Source organism: Enterobacter cloacae complex sp. 394I7 (assembly GCF_057320345.1).
Window position 1 is genome coordinate 1 of sequence record NZ_JBXWCR010000017.1, and the last position, 16,301, is coordinate 16,301.

A 16,301-nucleotide genomic window follows, 5' to 3' on the forward strand; every position below is an offset into this window, starting at 1 on the left:
CGCATGACACGCGCAAGTTCGCCGCAGATCTGAATCTGGAAGCCTGCACAACGGCAGTGAGCAGTCCACAGAGTAACGGCATGGCCGAACGGTTCGTAAAGACGATGAAGGAAGACTACATCGCGTTCATGCCAAAACCGAATGTGCGAACGGCGTTGCAGAACCTTGCTGAGGCGTTCAATCATTACAATGAAAACCATCCGCACAGCGCACTGGGATATCACTCCCCGAGAGAATACCGGCGCCTGCGGGCATCGTTAACTTAAGATACAAAAGCTGTCTGGAGATGGCGGGTCAAGATCAAATTTACCGCTGTTCAATACTCTTTTGACATACTGGCAGCTCTTAAACATACCATGTCAGCAGATTTTTCAATCATGAGCTAAAAGGTGAGTTCTGTTAACATTTGCAAATCAAATAAGATACACTAGCGCCCATATAGTCATGACCGGGTAACATTTTGTACGGGCGCAATCGTTTCTTCTTCATTGCAGCATGTATAGCATTGCTCTCAGTAGCCATGTTGTTCATTGCGCCTGTCATATCTAAATCTTTAGTTCACCATTCCGACTGTGTGAGTTCAGCGATTACGACTGCCATGCCTGAGCATCATGGTATGGCTATGCCGGAACACTGCGAACAAAACCTCACCATGGTTCATCCCATAATGGCTGGACACGCTATGTCCCCGATGGAAGAAATTGCCTGTGGGTACTGTCAATTACTGATTCATCTGCCTTTCGTCCAGTTCGTGCTGACGGTAATGCTCTGGCTGATGTTACTCTGCGTTCGTCTGTCTCTTCATCTACAGGCCATTTTCTCACCGATTTTCCGCGCCTGGGCGCCTCAGCGTGCCCGCGCCCCTCCTGCTGCTTTTCTTTCTGCGAATTAATTCCTCACAAAAACAGACGTAATCTGCTGGCTGTCTCAGGACAGGCAAGGTTGCTTACGCCAGAAAAACAGTAAGGCAAATAATGAAAACTCAACGCTTTGTACGTACTCCTCTTGCAGTTCTGATTATGATGGCATTCCAGACGAATGCCGTTAATGCCCAGGAGAGTCACGATCACGCAACGATGGAGGATGATTCCGTCATGGTTGTTACGGCTCCCGCCTTATCGCCGCTGGAAGTTGTCACGTCCCCAAAACGACCGCGTCAGCCTGTCCCGGCAAGTGATGGTTCCGATTACCTGAAAACCATCCCCGGCTTTTCACAAATACGGGCCGGTGGTACAAATGGCGATCCGGTTTTCCGCGGAATGTTCGGATCTCGTCTGCGTATCCTGACCAATAATGGCGAAATGCTGGGTGCCTGCCCGGCCCGAATGGATGCCCCCAGCTCTTATATCTCCCCGGAAAGTTTTGACCTTCTGACGTTGACCAAAGGACCGCAAACGGTCCTGTGGGGGCCAGGTAACTCTGCAGGGACAATTCGTTTCGATCGCGAGCAGCCGCGTTTTGATAAACCCGGCGTACAGGGAAATGCCAGCCTGCTTGCTGCCTCGAACAATCGCTGGGATGAGAATGCGGATATCAGCCTGGGTAGCGAAGATGGATATTTGCGCCTCATGGGTAACAAATCGCGTTCCGATGACTATAAGGATGGTAATGGCGATCGCGTCCCCTCAAAATGGGATAAATGGAACGGCGATATGGCGCTCGGCTGGACGCCCGATAAAGATACCCTGATTGAACTGACGGCAGGGAAAGGGGACGGGGAATCGCGTTATGCGGGGCGCAGTATGGACGGCTCCCAGTTCAGTCGAGAAAGCCTGGGTGCCAGGTTCGGAAAATCAAATATCGGGGAGGTATTCCAGAAATTTGAAGCGAATGTCTATTACAACTACGCCGACCACATTATGGATAACTATTCACTTCGTTCACCCGGCGGTGGTATGTCAGGAGGTATGTCGGAAGGAATGGCAGAAAGCGGCATGGGTGACTCAATGGATGCAGGCATGTCAATGGATATGAATATGCCAATGGCGATGGAGGTCGACAGACGTACTGTTGGCGGTCGTATGATGGGCACGTGGGAGTGGGCGGATGTGGAGCTGAAAAGCGGCGCCGATACCCAGCTGAATACCCATCGTAATAAAATGGATAACAGCTGGGTCAAAGATGCCCGTTTCCATGATTATGGTCTCTTCAGTGAACTCACCTGGAATACCTCTGATTCAAGCAAGTTAGTGGGGGGCGCTCGCCTTGATCGTGTCCTCGTGGATAATTTTTCCGGGAAAGGCTCCTCAGAGCGAACGGACACCCTTCCTGCCGGGTTTGTACGTTTCGAGCATACCCTCGCAGAAATGCAGCTAATGCTGTATGCCGGGCTTGGGTATACAGAACGTTTCCCGGACTACTGGGAACTGTTTTCCCCCACCTTCGGGCCTGACGGCACCTCAGACGCGTTTGATAAAGTGAAAACCGAAAAAACGACCCAGCTTGATATTGGCGCACAGTATTCCGGCAAACGTACAAACGCCTGGGTTTCTGCTTATGTCGGTCGCGTAAATGATTTTATCCTTTTCCGCTACGATCCCAACGATGCATATATCAGCCAGGTCGATAACATCAACGCCACCATCATGGGAGGCGAAGCCGGTGTCAGCTATAAGCTGACCGACAGCTGGAAAACCGACGCCAGTCTGGCCTATTCCTGGGGCAGGAACACAGAAGATGGTAAACCCCTTCCGCAAATGCCTCCTCTCGAAGCCCGTCTGGGATTATCCTGGGAAAGTGGTAACTGGAGCAGTACCGGGCTGATACGTCTGGTCAGTAGCCAGCATCGGGTGGCGATTAATGAAGGTAATGTGGTGGGTAAAGATTTTGACAGCAGCGCCGGTTTTGCCGTGGTTTCCGCCAACGCCGCTTACCGCGTGAACAAGTACTTTAAAGTGAGCGCCGGTGTCGATAATCTTCTGGACAAGGATTACAGCGAGCATCTCAACCTAGCGGGTAACAGTAGCTTTGGCTACTCCGCCAATACCTCCGTTAACGAACCAGGAAGAACATTCTGGGGCAAAATTAATGTGACATTCTGACCGGTCCCGGTTCGAAAGGGCCGGGTTGTTTATTCAGAAAATATGAGGAAATTGTCACCAACGGTGCAAAACTGATCCACCCCAGCGGTTGAAAATTGATCCAGGGGTTAATCTGCTCCTCTGAATACAGGGGAGCTTATGATCACTTTTGAGATTCGTATGGAAATTAAAGTCCTGCACAAGCGGGGAATGAGTATCCGGGCCATTGCCAGGGAGCTGGGTATTTCGCGCAATACTGTCCGCAGCCACCTGAAAGCTAAATCTGAAAAGCCGCAGTATTCACCACGCCCGGCACCATCATCACTGCTCGATGAATACCGTGATTACATCTCTAAGCGGATCAGCGATGCGCATCCCTACAAAATTCCGGCGACCGTTATTGCCAGGGAAATCATGGAGCTGGGCTATCGTGGAGGGCTTACTATCCTGAGAGAGTTCATCCGCAAACAGACCCTGCCAGCACAGGCAGAACCGGTCGTTCGCTTCGAAACCGAGCCCGGACGGCAGATGCAGGTTGACTGGGGGACCATGCGAAACGGCAAGTCACCCCTGCATGTGTTCGTTGCTGTTCTGGGATACAGCAGAATGCTTTACATCGAGTTCGCCGACAACATGCGCTACGACACGCTGGAAGCCTGTCACCGCAATGCGTTCAGCTTCTTCGGCGGTGTACCGCAGGAAGTCCTGTACGACAATATGAAAACGGTGGTGCTGCAGCGTGATGCTTACCAGACCGGGCAGCACCGGTTCCATCCTTCCCTGTGGCAGTTCGGTAAAGAGATGGGCTTCTCTCCCCGCCTGTGCCGTCCCTTCAGGGCGCAGACTAAAGGCAAGGTGGAGCGGATGGTGCAGTACACCCGAAACAGCTTCTATATCCCGTTAATGACGCGCCTGCGCCCGATGGGGATCACCCTCGATGTTGAAACCGCAAACCGTTACGGCCTGCGCTGGCTGTACGATGTGGCCAATCAACGTAAGCATGAAACTATCCAGACCCGCCCCTGTGATCGCTGGGTGGAGGAACAGCAATCCATGCTGGCACTGCCACTGGAGAAGAAACAGTATGACGTGCAGGTTGATGAAAGCCTGATGACCTTCGACAGGCAGCCGTTGCATCATCCACTCTCCATCTATGACACGTTCTGCAGAGGAGCCGCATGATGGTCGAACTGCAACATCAACGGCTGATGGTACTTGCTGAACAGCTGCAGCTGGACAGTCTTATCGGCGCAGCGCCGGCGCTGTCGCAACAGGCGGTGGATCAGGAATGGAGCTACATGGACTTCCTGGAGCACCTGTTACATGAGGAGAAACTGGCCCGGCATCAGCGTAAACAGGCGATGTACACGCGGATGGCAGCCTTCCCGGCGGTGAAGACGTTCGAGGAGTACGACTTCACCTTCGCCACCGGCGCTCCTCAGAAGCAAATCCAGTCGCTGCGATCCCTGAGCTTCATAGAGCGTAACGAAAACATCGTGTTGCTGGGGCCATCGGGCGTGGGAAAAACACATCTGGCGATAGCTATGGGCTACGAAGCAGTACGGGCGGGCATCAAGGTTCGCTTCACAACAGCAGCGGACCTGCTGCTACAGCTGTCCACTTCACAGCGTCAGGGCCGTTACAAAACGACTCTCAATCGTGGTGTCATGGCCCCGAAGCTGCTTATCATCGATGAAATAGGCTATCTGCCGTTCAGTCAGGAGGAAGCCAAGCTGTTCTTCCAGGTCATCGCCAAACGTTACGAGAAGAGCGCGATGATCCTGACCTCCAACCTGCCGTTCGGGCAGTGGGACCAGACGTTCGCAGGTGATGCGGCCCTGACATCGGCGATGCTGGATCGGATCTTACATCACTCACACGTAGTCCAGATAAAAGGAGAGAGCTATCGACTGAAGCAGAAACGAAAGGCCGGGGTTATAGCGGAAGCTAATCCTGAGTAAACAAGGTGGATCAATATTAAACCGTTGGTGGTGACGGTTAGTGGATCACTTTTTACCCGTTGTTGACAGAAATTGTTATGTTTAAAATTCTCAAAACCCCGGAGGGGAAAAAGTTTCTTATTGCTGTGGCTTGTGTGTTTATCGTTGCGGTATGCGTGGTGTCGCAAGCCGCGTTCCAGGGCGTAGAAGACCAGTACAATCTGCCGATGGAAACCTGGGACATATCCCTCTTTATCATCCAGGGCGCATGGGTGGCCATTTACAGCCTTATGTTCACCATTGTGGGGTCGCTGCCTTTTGGGTTTTACTTTCTCGGCCCTAAAGATGATTCAGAATAACTGAATGCGCGTTTGTTGTTCACAACCGGAACGCAAGCGCATTCAAAAATGTATCGTGTCATTTACACTGGCACGATACATGTCTACTTCGGCCTTTTACTTAACAGTAAAGGTATATTTTCCCTGTGTTTTATGACCATCTACTGAAAGAGCTGTCCAGTCGACTTCATATTGTCCTTTATCGAGCGTCGTGCTCACAGGCACTATTAACGTCGCTTTGTCTTTTGGATCAAGGGCTGGTTTACCGGTCGGAAGTAAGCGTCACATCCAGACCGTATTGACGCTTATGCAGATGTGAGATCGCTTTTCCACGGCAGCAGGTCGCGCAGCCGGTTTACCGGCCAGTCCTAGATATGTCCCAGGACATAGCGCAGCCACGCCTCCGGCTCCACACCATTCAGCCGGCAGGTGCCGATCAGCGAGTACAGGATCGCAGCACGTTCACCGCCCGCGTCTGAACCCGCGAACAGCCAGTTCTTCCGGCCCAGGGCTACGCCACGTAGTGCGTTCTCCGCGATGTTGTTGTCGATCTCCGCCCACCCGTTGCTGCAGTACAGGTTTAACGCGTCCCACTGCTTCAGCAGGTAGGCGAACGCCTTCGCCGTATCCGAGTGGCGCGACAGCACCTTCATCTGTTCCTGTATCCAGTCATACAACGACTGCATCCGCGGTATGGCTTTGGCTTTTCTGGTCGCCAGCCTTTCCTCTGCCGGACTGCCGCGTATCTCCGCCTCGATGGCGTACAGTTCGCCGATGCGCCTCAGTGCTTCGGTTGTGATATCTGTTGGGAGGCGGACGTGGACGTCGTGGATTTTTCGGCGGGCGTGTGCCATACACGCCGCTTCGGTGATGCGGCCGTCTTCGTACAGCGCGTTGTAGCCACCGTACGCGTCCGCCTGCAGGATACCGCTGTACCCGGCAAGATGTTGCTGTGGATGCACGCCTTTCCGGTCCGGCGAGTACGCGAACCATACCGCCGGTGGAAGTTGTGACCCCGCGTTACGGTCATCCCGGACGTAGACCCACAGCCGGGCCGTGCGGGTTTTGCCGCTGCCCGGCTCCTGCACCGGCACAGGGATATCGTCGGTATGCACCTTACCCGGCATCAGCACGTACTGGCGAAGCAGGTCGTACAGCGGCTCCATCAGTTCGCTGACCGCGCCGGACCAGCGCCCCAGCGTGGCACGACTCAGTTCAACACCCTGACGACGGTATATCTCTGACTGACGATAGTGAGGCACATGTTCGGCGAACTTCGCCGTGACGATGCGCGCCAGCAGGCCGGGCCCCGCATAGCTGCGCTCAATGGGTTTTGAAGGCATGGGTGTCTGAACGATGTGGTCGCAGCTGCAGCAGGCCAGCTTCGGCCGCTGCGTTTCGATAACCTTAAAGGCGCTGCTGATAAGCTCGAGCTGCTCCGATACGTCGCAGCCCAGCGCAGTGAGCTCGCCACCGCATTCCGGACAGGCGGTTTCTGCCGGCGACAGCGTGCGGGTTTCTCGGGGAAGCGATGCCGGCAGCGGTTTGCGAGAGGAAGACTGGCGCAGCGGCTGGGGCAGTACCGGGTCATGCTGCTCTCCCAGCACCTCCGCCATCTCCTCCTGCAGGGCGCTGATGCGCTCCTCTGCCTCGCGCACCTGGCGCTGCGTTTTCTCACGCAGCTTTTCGGAGCTTTTGCCGAACTGCATCCGCTGCAGCTTAGCGACCAGCGCCTTCAGCCGGTTAATTTCGCTGGCGTACGCCGCCACCCGCTGTGAGAGCAGGCGGTTATACTCCGCCATTTTGCGGATGGTGGTCTGCTGCTCCTGCAGCAGCGCCCTGAGCCGGGCGTTTTCATCAGGGTATGAGGTCTCCATAACCCCACTTTACAGCAGGTTACAGGCGTATTCCAGGGCGTTCCGTTCGCTGCGGATGCTTCCAGTTAATGCCTTCCAGCAGCATGGACAGCTGCGCCGGCGTCAGGTGGATTTTGCCGTCGCGGGTCACCGGCCAGACGAAGCGCCCCCGTTCCAGGCGTTTGGTGAACAGGCACAGGCCGTCCCGGTCCGCCCACAGCACCTTTATCATGTCGCCGCGACGCCCCCGGAAGATGAACAGATGACCGCTGAAGGGGTCATCCCGTAACGTGTTCTGCACTATGGAAGCAAGGCCATTGAAGCCGTTGCGCATGTCCGTCACGCCGGCGACCAGCCAGATGCGGGAGCCCGCAGGGAGTGATATCACCGGCATCCTCCCTGCATTTCCCGGATAAGCATCTGCAGCAGCTCTGGCGTCAGCTTTCCACTAATACGCAGCGTACCGGCGGGCAGAACCAGTTCGCAGCAGGGAGACTCTTCCGCAGAGGGTGTCAGCGGGCTGACCTGCCTTTCGGTAGCGGTCAGCGTCACGGGGAGCAGTGCTGGCGTGCTGGCCGGAGTCCCTGACAGCTCCTGCTGATAACGACGTCGCCAGTTGAACAGGAGATTGTCGTTAATGTTATTTTCACGGGCCAGTTGTGCCACGCTGACGCCGGGCTGCATCGACTGCGCCACCAGTGCGATTTTGAAGTCGCGGGGGAAGTTGGGACGTCGTGGTCGTTTGCGGGCGACAGGGATTTCGCAGAGCGCAGGGACTACGGGAAGAATGGACGATTTTCGGGAGTTCTGCCGGTAAAGGCGTTTATCCGGGTTTTTGCGTTGATCCGTGGCGGCAAAGGCCAGGAGAGACCGGCTTTCCTGAAGCGAACAAAGAGATCGCAGGCCGTGGTTTTGGGGATGCCTAACCGGCGTCCGGCCTCAATGCGCGGCAGTTTTTCTTCAAAGTGGAGGCGAAGTACCTCAAGAAGCCATGTCCGGTGTTTCAAGCGATAGTGTCCATTAAAAAATGATGGACACTATTTTCCCGGAACCGGAGCCTGCTGCACAGACGGTCTAATTGTGACGCTTACGGTCGGAATAATATCGCGGTCTGCATTTTTTAATTCCGCTTTGGAAAAAGAGGGCTCAAGAGATTCTGTAAAGCTCAATGCCAGCTGTTTAGGGGACTCTGTTAGTTCAGCTTTATCGCCGGGGACAGCAGTCTTAAGATGAGCATGCGCCATCGCTTGCTGGGATACAAAGAATGAGGACAGCCCCATCACTAAGACCGGAAAAATTGCAGGTATTTTCATTTTTACTCCATCGGTTGTGTTTACATCTGATTCAGGTCGGTATCTTAATTATAAGCATTCAGTAATCCGGTAATACAGCATTGCGTTTCTGATTACCCTCTCTAACCCGGATTATTGTTTGCCGGGATGTATTAAACTCCCGAGCAACTGCGCTGATGGTGGTTCCGGCGTTTAAACGATCAATCACTGCCCGTTGCTGTTCTTCATTTAGGCTTGAAGGGCGGCCAAACCTTTTTCCGTCTGCTTTTGCCCTTGCTATACCCGAGTATGTGCGCTCAAGTAATAAGTCTCTCTCAAACTCTGCCACAGCCGAGATGATCTGCATGGTCATTTTCCCGGCAGGACTGGTGAGATCAACACCGCCCAGCGCAAGGCAATGCACTCGTATATCAGAAGCGGCCAGTTGCTCAACTGTTTTTCTTATATCCATCGCATTGCGGCCCAGTCGGTCAAGTTTGGTGACTATCAGCACGTCACCACTTTCCATGCGATCAAGCAAACGGATAAATCCTGGCCGCTCAGATGCCGCAACCGAACCACTGATATGTTCTTCCACAAATCTCTGGGGTCTGATGGCAAAACCCGCCACTTCAATTTCTCTGCGCTGGTTCTCTGTTGTTTGCTCCAGAGTTGAGACCCGGCAGTAAGCAAAACGGAATCTCTGTTTACTGGAGCAACCCCAATAAGGGCGCTAATTTCTCGTCGTGACAGTGAGCCAAGTTCCGGAACTTCTGCCAGTAGCACGGCGACTGTGGCAGTTCCAACGCTTTTAACTGCGTTCAGAACGCTCGGATAATGCACTGAAATGCTCCTTGATGTGAATCGCCATTTCACCTTCAATACGTGCCAGCTCGCCCTTCAGAGCCGAAATAATTGATCTAATGCTTGCATGGCTCAGAGGATGCGAGGGATGCCATCGGTTTCGCTCGGCTGTAAGCATAGCTGTTAGCTGTCTGCGTCTGAGCACCATCGCAGCCAGAATCTACCTGTGAGCATCAGGCAAGGGACGAATGTACTGTTTCCGTTCCGGGTGCTGGTTAATAACTTCCGACATCTGAAGCAATACTCTGGCATCTATACGATCAGTCTTCGCCAGATAGCCCATTGCACGGGCAAAATCTCGAGCCTGGCGGGGATTAATGACGACAACGTCAAAGCCTTCTGATTGAAGATAACAAGCCACACCTAACTCCAGACCCCTGTCGCTTACATGAGGATCAACCTTGTTTCATTTCTCTTTAACTCTCTGAGAACTTGAGTAAAACCATCAGTTCCATATGGAGCAGTGAACTGGCTGGCAATATTGCTGATTGCAATATCCAGAGTACCTTTTGAAACATCTATGCCTGCACAACGTTGATTTGACACGCTCATCTATACCCCTCCTTGCAAATACGATTTGAAGTTCGGACAACTGTTCGGGCTTCTGATGAACGGCTCAGTTTGTACGTCAATCGCTTTGCTGCGGGCTTCAATAACGCCGGGAGGAATCGGACTACACAGGCCTTGCCAAATCTAAGCCAGTTCATAGTAATCCACTTTTGAGATAGAAGGAGGAGCGTATGGGCACACCACGATTTAAACCTGAAGTTGCAGAAGATTTTCACGCTTCATAATCCTCATAATCGCATCTGGTACCAGGCGAAAGAACGAAAAGGACCGGCCATCCCGCATATCCAAACCACCCCGGTTCAGAAGGGGAAGCAGGATAGCCGACAGAACTACTTTAACGGAAGTTCCGCTGCGGCACCATTCCAGAAAATTGCGCTGCCTGCGAGCATCATAATCTGGTATCTTGTTAACTTAACATCTTGATACCTTGTTAAGTTCATATCAGATCCAGACGGTCGCGCGCAGTACGCAGGCGCGCTTCCCCTCGCCGATCGTACTGCTGGGTGGTGGTGACGCTGGCGTGGCCCATCGCATCCTTCACCGTGATTAAATCCTCACCATTATCCAGCATGGCCGTGGCAAAAGTGCGCCTTAAATCGTGCGGGGCGCATTTCGCTATTCCGGCCTGGCGCTGGCGCACCTGCAGGACATGGTACACCGCCTGGTCGGTCAGCCGGTCGTTAGTCAGGGTATCAAACCGGCGGATGCGGGTGAACAGCGGTCCGTCTTTTTCCCCGCGCACATCATCGATCCATATCCTGAGCCGCTGCCAGGTGCCTGCCGGCATGTAGGCCTGGCGCTCCTTGTTGCCCTTACCCAGCACACGTAGTGCCCGCTCATATGTGACAACGTCACGCAAATCCAGCCCCACGGCCTCCGAGCGTCGCAGGCCGCAGCCAAGAATCACGGCCAGCATCGCCGCATCACGAACCCCGATACTGGAGTCATCAGCCTCACAGGCACCAAACAGCGCCCTGATCTCCTCAGGCGGCAGGGCCCGCCCTCGCGGGAGACGACTTCCACGCAGATTGCGCACCGCCCTAATATGCTGAAAACTCTCTACATCCATCAGCTTCAGCATCCAGGCTTCCTTTGCCACTCCCTTCAGCGCCGAAAGATAGGTGTTAACGGTTGCCGTGGCCCGGCCGGTGTCGCGCAGCAGCTCAGTAACGGCCATCACGTGATGGCGTCGCAGGCTGCCCCAGCTGCAGGACTCCAGGGATGAAGCGCCAAGCATGCCGGCGACAATACAAAGGAACGAGGCCATGGTCTGCCGGCTGCGGGGCGAATTGAGGGACAGCAGATAGGCCCGGGCCGGACTGACCGGTGCGTCCTGCCCGGACAATGCCGGGAGAAAATCCTCACCGGGGGGAATTACCGCTGAAGGCAGATCCGACTCCGGGTTGTCATCAGGCATCAGGCTCATGTCGGGCTCCGTCCGGGCCGGAAGCCTCCGGCGCGCTGCGTGGAAAATCGGGGGAAATGTACCGTCAGAGCGTACCGCAGAAAGTCTACTTTTTCAAAGATACATTTTAATAAATAGATTTGTAAAATAAAAACCACATAACTGATATGGGTCAACAGTCATGCGGTTTTAAGTTATGCAGTGATAGAACGAAGCATTTCCAACGTACCAGTTGAACGGAAAAGCGGTTTTAATCACGAAACTATTTTTTGCGATTCACCATCTCTTTGATTTTCCTGTACCTTCGGTGGAGTTTCTCACCATTGAACATGGTAATTTTCCTGGCATCAGTCAGAGATGTAAAGGGTATTTCAAGCAGAACGTAAATCACAACAATAAAAACTAATGTCAATAATAATTGATACATATTGAGCCACCTTTATCGCACATCCGTTACCGCTGTACGCCCGATTAAAATAATGGAATTCTTTTCAATAAATGAGTATTCCAAGCTAATAAGGCCCGGGACTATCAGACAAATATGATGCTTATGGCTAATGCAGGATTTCACATCATTGCATCTGAAAACACTATGTACGTATTAGTTAGATACTGGAGCATGTGGTGCCGGGTGCCTCCCGATGATGTCTCACCAGCTTAGAAATCGTGAGGATACCTGCAGATAGCACTTTAATTTTCCGCCCTTCCGTACAAGAAGCATTTACCACACAATATAAGCTTAGCGTGCTGATGGAATCATAAATACTGAAATAAAAAAAATAAATGTTTAAAAATGAAAAGCCAACATGCTACAGGAAAAAGCCCAAGGGATGGGCTATCAGGAAAATACGATGTTGCTGGGTAACGCTGGATTTCACGTCATCGCATCTGAAAGTGCAAAGTATGTAAACATTGATTAAGAAGGAGTTCGGCGCCAGGTGCCTCACAGTAAGTCGTTGGTCAGCAACCGTGACTCGCTAGTATAACGGTTCAGTACAACTGCAGTATTAGCCCCTCCGCGTAGGAGGATTCACCGCAGATAAAAATATAAATGAGTATACGCGCAAATAAATTCTATTTCGCATATTGGATTATTTTAAAATCAATCATTTAAATTTGTCTTATCAACAGAGACACCAATGGTTAAATCATAAAAGCTGGAAGCGTCAGTTTCATAAGCGGAGTAAACACCAAAAACTTGAGCATGAGGTAACAGTTTTTATCTTCTCTGTCACTCTCTCTGAGTAAAAGCGAATCCAAAGACCTGGAATTCTTGCGGTTTTAGAACTGGACTCATCAATGTTTCTCGTACGAAGGGAAAGCCCGTCACACAGAAACTTTTTATATACTCAGTCTTTGGTCACATAATTATTCTCTTCAACGTTAAATTGAACTTTAAGCAAAATTTCAGTTTGGCGGTCTGGGTTACCAACAATGTAGATTTTAAGCCTAATGAAGTGTTACTTTATAAGTACTTGGGCAGCACACAGCGGTTGGTAGTCAAACACCACCTGCAGTTCCGAACAATCCCACCCCAACATTCAGTGGCAGTTCTAATTATCAAAAGGTTTTAGCATGAGCGTGTTTACTGTATTACTTGCCTTGTTCAGATATTTTCACATGCTTATTCCAACGCCAACTGAACATGTCCGTACTGAATCGGAATAGACATAAGCGAATTCACATCCGGTGTATAAAATCATATTCTCTAAAAATTTATGGGCTAAAGTAAACCCTGCTGCGGGACCATATAACTCATGGCGTTGGTTATAACTTACATTAGATGTGGCAGCAACACCTATAAATGGAGTAAACTCCAGACCGTTTGTCAATGAAGTACCAAGCATAAGAGATGCATATTTTTGTTTGTATCGGCTTTCATTATGTGAAAATGTTCCTGATACTGAAACCGGAAAAGAATCAATCGGAGATATAACGACATTATATCCCGTCATCTTATAGCCGTTAGCACTTGTTAAACTGTAGCCAAGAGAAAAATCCTTTGCCAAAGTAATATTTGGAGTAGCAAAGCAAAATGCATAAAAAGTAAAAACCAAAATATTCATTTTTATCATAGGCTTAACCTCATCAGGCTGTGCTAAACAGATGTTTCTGGTATGTGGTATGTCAGTCTTCTATATAAATCTCAACATCAAAGAAGCCGGTGTTATCTGTGTACATGTCAGGATTATCTGAGAAAACAATTTTAACCACTCCAGATACCGGAACCAGCCACTTGTAGAGATAACCCTCAACAGGCTGAAAAATATCATTAATAACTACTAACAACGATGATTTTGATAATCTCAGGTCTGTTGAATACCTTGGAATCCGCCCTTGCGGTGAAATAATAGCGTACTCTTCCTTGCCATATTTCGCCCATCCTTTTGCAAGCACTGTCAGGTACTGTCCTGCCTGTACCTCAATCTCTGTTGAGGTTCCCAAGGGATTATCTGTGTAAACTTTTCCACTCCATGAAGAGACGTTATTCATTTTCTTCCACCATCAGCAATTAGCAAGTTTAAAACTACGTTAAAGCTAATAATACTTAATAAAAAATAATTTGTCGCGTGATCTATAGAGAAACCGATGGAATAGACACCCTGAAAACACATTAAAGCAAGCCTTTGCCTATTTTACGTGCCGGAAGAGAAGCAGAAAAAACACCCCAATGTGCAAATAAAACAAAACATGCGGATTAAAATGCACAGAAGAAAATGAACTCTGCAAGATAAAAATAGCCGGTAATGCCTCTAATTGGTTGAATTCGATGTATAATGCTCGCCTTTGAGGTTTACTCATGGCCAGCGTTACCGTTAATTGCCCCCGTTGTCAGTCTGCTCAGGTTTATCGTCACGTGCAGAACCCGAACGGACACGACCGGTTCCGCTGCCAGGACTGCCACTGCGTGTTTCAGCTCACTTACTCATACGAGGCCCGTAAGCCGGGGGTTAAAGAGCAGATCACCGAAATGGCCTTCAACGGTGCCGGAGTTCGCGATACCTCCCGGACGCTGAAAGTGGATATCAATACCGTCATCCGGACTTTAAAAAACTCTCGCCACGACGAATAACGTCATCGCCAGTGGCCCATGCTGATGTGGCGCTTATCTGTGAACTCGACGAGCAATGGAGTTTTGTTGGCAGTAAGGCCCGGCAACACTGGCTCTGGTATGCGTATAACACCAAAACAGGGTAGAGTCTTAGTGCGTGGTGTAAATTCGGAAGGATGGTGAGAGCCATCGGCTTATCCGGTAAGGTAATGGTTAATCAGACAATTATCTTAGAAGGAGTCAACCGATGGCTGACAACAGCATGACATTCAGCAACACCCTGATGCAACTCGGCGGCGAGGATTTCCTGCGTGAGCTCACCGAATTTATGCTCAACCGCATCATGGAAGCCGACGTCACTCAGCGCATCAACGCAGAGCCTCACGAGCGCAGCGATGAGCGCGAGACCTACCGCAACGGCTACCGTGACCGGCAGTACAACACCCGGCTCGGCACGCTGGACCTGCGTATCCCGAAGCTGCGGGAAGGCACCTACTTCCCACCCTTTCTCGAGGCCCGCAGGCTGTCGGAGAAGGCGCTCAATGCGGTTATCCAGGAAGCATGGATAAATGGCGTCTCCACCCGCAAGGTCGATGCGCTGGTCCAGTCGATGGGGATGACCGGTATCTCCCGCAGCCAGGTGTCGTCCATCTGCCGCGGTATCGATGAGCGCGTGCAGGCCTTCCTGCAGCGACCACTGGAAGGAGAATGGCCCTATCTGTGGCTGGATGCGACCTATGTGAAGGTCCGCAAGAACGGTCGGGTGGTCAGCGTGGCGGTAATAATCGCCTGCGCGGTCAGCTCGGACGGTCGCCGGGAGATAATCGGGATGGGCATTGGTGAGTCATAAGCCAAAGCGTTCTGGCTTGCCTTCCTGCTGAGCCTGAAGGAGCGCGGTCTGGAAGGCGTGAAGCTGGTTATCTCCGACTCGCACAGCGGCCTGAAGGCGGCGATACGGCAGGTGTTCTCTGCCAGCTGGCAGCGCTGCCGGGTCCACTTCATGCGCAACGTGCTGGGCCGGGTCAGCAGGGCCAGCCAGTCGGTGGTCCGCGCCGCTCTGCAGCAGGTGTTCGTACAGACAGAGGAGAAGAGCGCTCATGCCACCTGGCGCGAGGTTGCGGCCCAACTGGAGAAAACCTTCCCGGCGGTTACGGAGATGATGGACGAAGCGGAATAGGACGTGCTGGCGTACTTCGGCTTCCCGAAAGCGCACCGGGTGAAAATCCACTCGACCAACACGCTGGAGCGCCTGAACAAAGAGGTGAAACGGCGTGCCGACGTAGTGGGCATCTTCCCCAACGAAGACAGCATCATACGGCTTCTGGGTGCGGTCCTGACGGAGCAGAATGAAGAATGGTTGCTGCAGAACCGCTACCTGCCGCAACACAGCATGGCGGAGATAGACCAGCTCGCTGAAACCGAAGTAATCGACGCGCTGCCAATCAGCGCATAACAGGCTCATTGCCGGACCGGAAAGCTGTAACTGAATTTACACCACCTTGACGGACTCGACCCCAAAACAGGCAGTGTACTGGCATACACGTTTGGTCCACGAACCGATGCAACCTGCCGCGAATTACTGGCACTGCTCACCCCCTTTAACATCGGTATGCTGACCACAGATGAATGGGGCAGCTATGTCAGAGAGCTCACGAAAGCGAAGCACCTGACCGGCAAAATCTTTACTCAGCGTATTGAGTGCAACAACCTGACACTGAGAACCCGAATCAAGTGTCTGGCTCGCAGAACCATCTGCTTCTCCCGCTCTGTTGAGCTACATGAAAAAGTCATCGGTGCTTTTATCGGAAAATACATGCTCTACTAATTGGAGGCATCACCGATTACTTAAATAATAAGCATTGATATATCTTTTGCAGAGATTAGGATTTAAGTACTGATGTAGCCCCCTGAAACACCAGACAGTAGCTGTATCTCCAGATAAGAGATAGGCTTGAATATATGTCTAACACTAACGCCAATTTTGA

General features: G+C 51.8%; 11 protein-coding genes and 8 pseudogenes. 9 read left to right on the plus strand and 10 right to left on the minus strand.

Annotated elements, in window-relative coordinates:
- The 6 genes from AC2FAP_RS24040 to AC2FAP_RS24065 form a co-directional block, all read left to right on the plus strand.
- A partial coding sequence (locus tag AC2FAP_RS24040) for an integrase core domain-containing protein (RefSeq protein ID WP_320744208.1) occupies positions 1 to 266 on the plus strand: 266 nt, incomplete at its 5' end.
- A gap of 239 nt (positions 267 to 505) precedes the next feature.
- Positions 506 to 892: a DUF2946 domain-containing protein gene (locus tag AC2FAP_RS24045; RefSeq protein ID WP_272755976.1), complete on the plus strand. Its 387-nt coding sequence runs from the start codon at positions 506 to 508 to the stop codon at positions 890 to 892.
- An 82-nt stretch (positions 893 to 974) separates the two neighbouring features.
- A complete protein-coding gene (locus tag AC2FAP_RS24050) occupies positions 975 to 3,041 on the plus strand; it encodes a TonB-dependent copper receptor (protein ID WP_272755952.1) in 2,067 nt (688 codons plus the stop codon).
- Between the two features lie 138 nt (positions 3,042 to 3,179).
- The gene (istA, locus tag AC2FAP_RS24055) at positions 3,180 to 4,202 is read left to right on the plus strand and encodes an IS21-like element ISSen3 family transposase (RefSeq protein WP_172686971.1); all 1,023 of its coding nucleotides are present in this window, start codon (positions 3,180 to 3,182) and stop codon (positions 4,200 to 4,202) included.
- The gene (istB, locus tag AC2FAP_RS24060) at positions 4,199 to 4,981 is read left to right on the plus strand and encodes an IS21-like element ISSen3 family helper ATPase IstB (RefSeq protein WP_001531258.1); all 783 of its coding nucleotides are present in this window, start codon (positions 4,199 to 4,201) and stop codon (positions 4,979 to 4,981) included. Before istA ends, istB begins: the two co-directional genes overlap by 4 nt.
- A 77-nt stretch (positions 4,982 to 5,058) precedes the next feature.
- Positions 5,059 to 5,319 carry a DUF2534 family protein gene (locus AC2FAP_RS24065; protein WP_172686970.1) on the plus strand — a complete coding sequence of 87 codons (261 nt, stop codon included), beginning with the start codon at positions 5,059 to 5,061 and terminating at the stop codon, positions 5,317 to 5,319.
- A 96-nt stretch (positions 5,320 to 5,415) separates the two neighbouring features.
- Here the strand turns inward: AC2FAP_RS24065 and AC2FAP_RS24070 are convergent.
- From AC2FAP_RS24070 to AC2FAP_RS24115, 10 genes and pseudogenes are all read right to left on the minus strand, one after another.
- Positions 5,416 to 5,538: pseudogene (locus AC2FAP_RS24070) on the minus strand (copper resistance protein CopC); the annotation flags it as partial.
- A gap of 131 nt (positions 5,539 to 5,669) precedes the next feature.
- Positions 5,670 to 7,175 (minus strand): annotated as a pseudogene (gene tnpC / locus AC2FAP_RS24075) (IS66 family transposase); the annotation flags it as partial.
- A gap of 19 nt (positions 7,176 to 7,194) precedes the next feature.
- Positions 7,195 to 7,542, minus strand: a complete 348-nt coding sequence (tnpB, locus tag AC2FAP_RS24080; protein ID WP_172687051.1) for an IS66 family insertion sequence element accessory protein TnpB — start codon at positions 7,540 to 7,542, stop codon at positions 7,195 to 7,197.
- A pseudogene (tnpA, locus tag AC2FAP_RS24085) lies at positions 7,539 to 8,161 on the minus strand (IS66-like element accessory protein TnpA). The gene tnpB and the pseudogene tnpA overlap by 4 nt, the downstream one beginning before the upstream one ends.
- A gap of 30 nt (positions 8,162 to 8,191) precedes the next feature.
- A complete protein-coding gene (locus AC2FAP_RS24090; protein WP_172686968.1) occupies positions 8,192 to 8,467 on the minus strand; it encodes a copper resistance protein CopC in 276 nt (91 codons plus the stop codon).
- Positions 8,468 to 8,525: 58 nt separating this feature from the next.
- A pseudogene (locus AC2FAP_RS24095) lies at positions 8,526 to 9,119 on the minus strand (recombinase family protein); the annotation flags it as partial.
- Positions 9,120 to 9,121: 2 nt separating this feature from the next.
- Positions 9,122 to 9,841 (minus strand): annotated as a pseudogene (locus tag AC2FAP_RS24100) (IS110 family transposase); the annotation flags it as partial.
- Positions 9,842 to 10,295: 454 nt separating this feature from the next.
- A complete protein-coding gene (locus AC2FAP_RS24105) occupies positions 10,296 to 11,285 on the minus strand; it encodes a tyrosine-type recombinase/integrase (RefSeq protein ID WP_172686967.1) in 990 nt (329 codons plus the stop codon).
- A 1,595-nt stretch (positions 11,286 to 12,880) separates the two neighbouring features.
- The gene (locus AC2FAP_RS24110) at positions 12,881 to 13,339 is read right to left on the minus strand and encodes a hypothetical protein (RefSeq protein ID WP_172686966.1); all 459 of its coding nucleotides are present in this window, start codon (positions 13,337 to 13,339) and stop codon (positions 12,881 to 12,883) included.
- Between the two features lie 52 nt (positions 13,340 to 13,391).
- Entirely contained in the window at positions 13,392 to 13,757 is a 366-nt protein-coding gene (locus AC2FAP_RS24115; RefSeq protein WP_172686965.1) for a LecA/PA-IL family lectin, read from the minus strand.
- 307 nt (positions 13,758 to 14,064) lie between these two features.
- Here AC2FAP_RS24115 and AC2FAP_RS24120 point away from each other — a divergent pair.
- From AC2FAP_RS24120 to AC2FAP_RS24130, 3 pseudogenes are all read left to right on the plus strand, one after another.
- Positions 14,065 to 14,459: pseudogene (locus AC2FAP_RS24120) on the plus strand (IS1 family transposase); the annotation flags it as partial.
- Between the two features lie 104 nt (positions 14,460 to 14,563).
- Positions 14,564 to 15,769: pseudogene (locus AC2FAP_RS24125) on the plus strand (IS256-like element ISEae1 family transposase).
- Between the two features lie 63 nt (positions 15,770 to 15,832).
- A pseudogene (locus AC2FAP_RS24130) lies at positions 15,833 to 16,141 on the plus strand (IS1 family transposase); the annotation flags it as partial.
- Positions 16,142 to 16,301 lie beyond the last annotated feature (160 nt).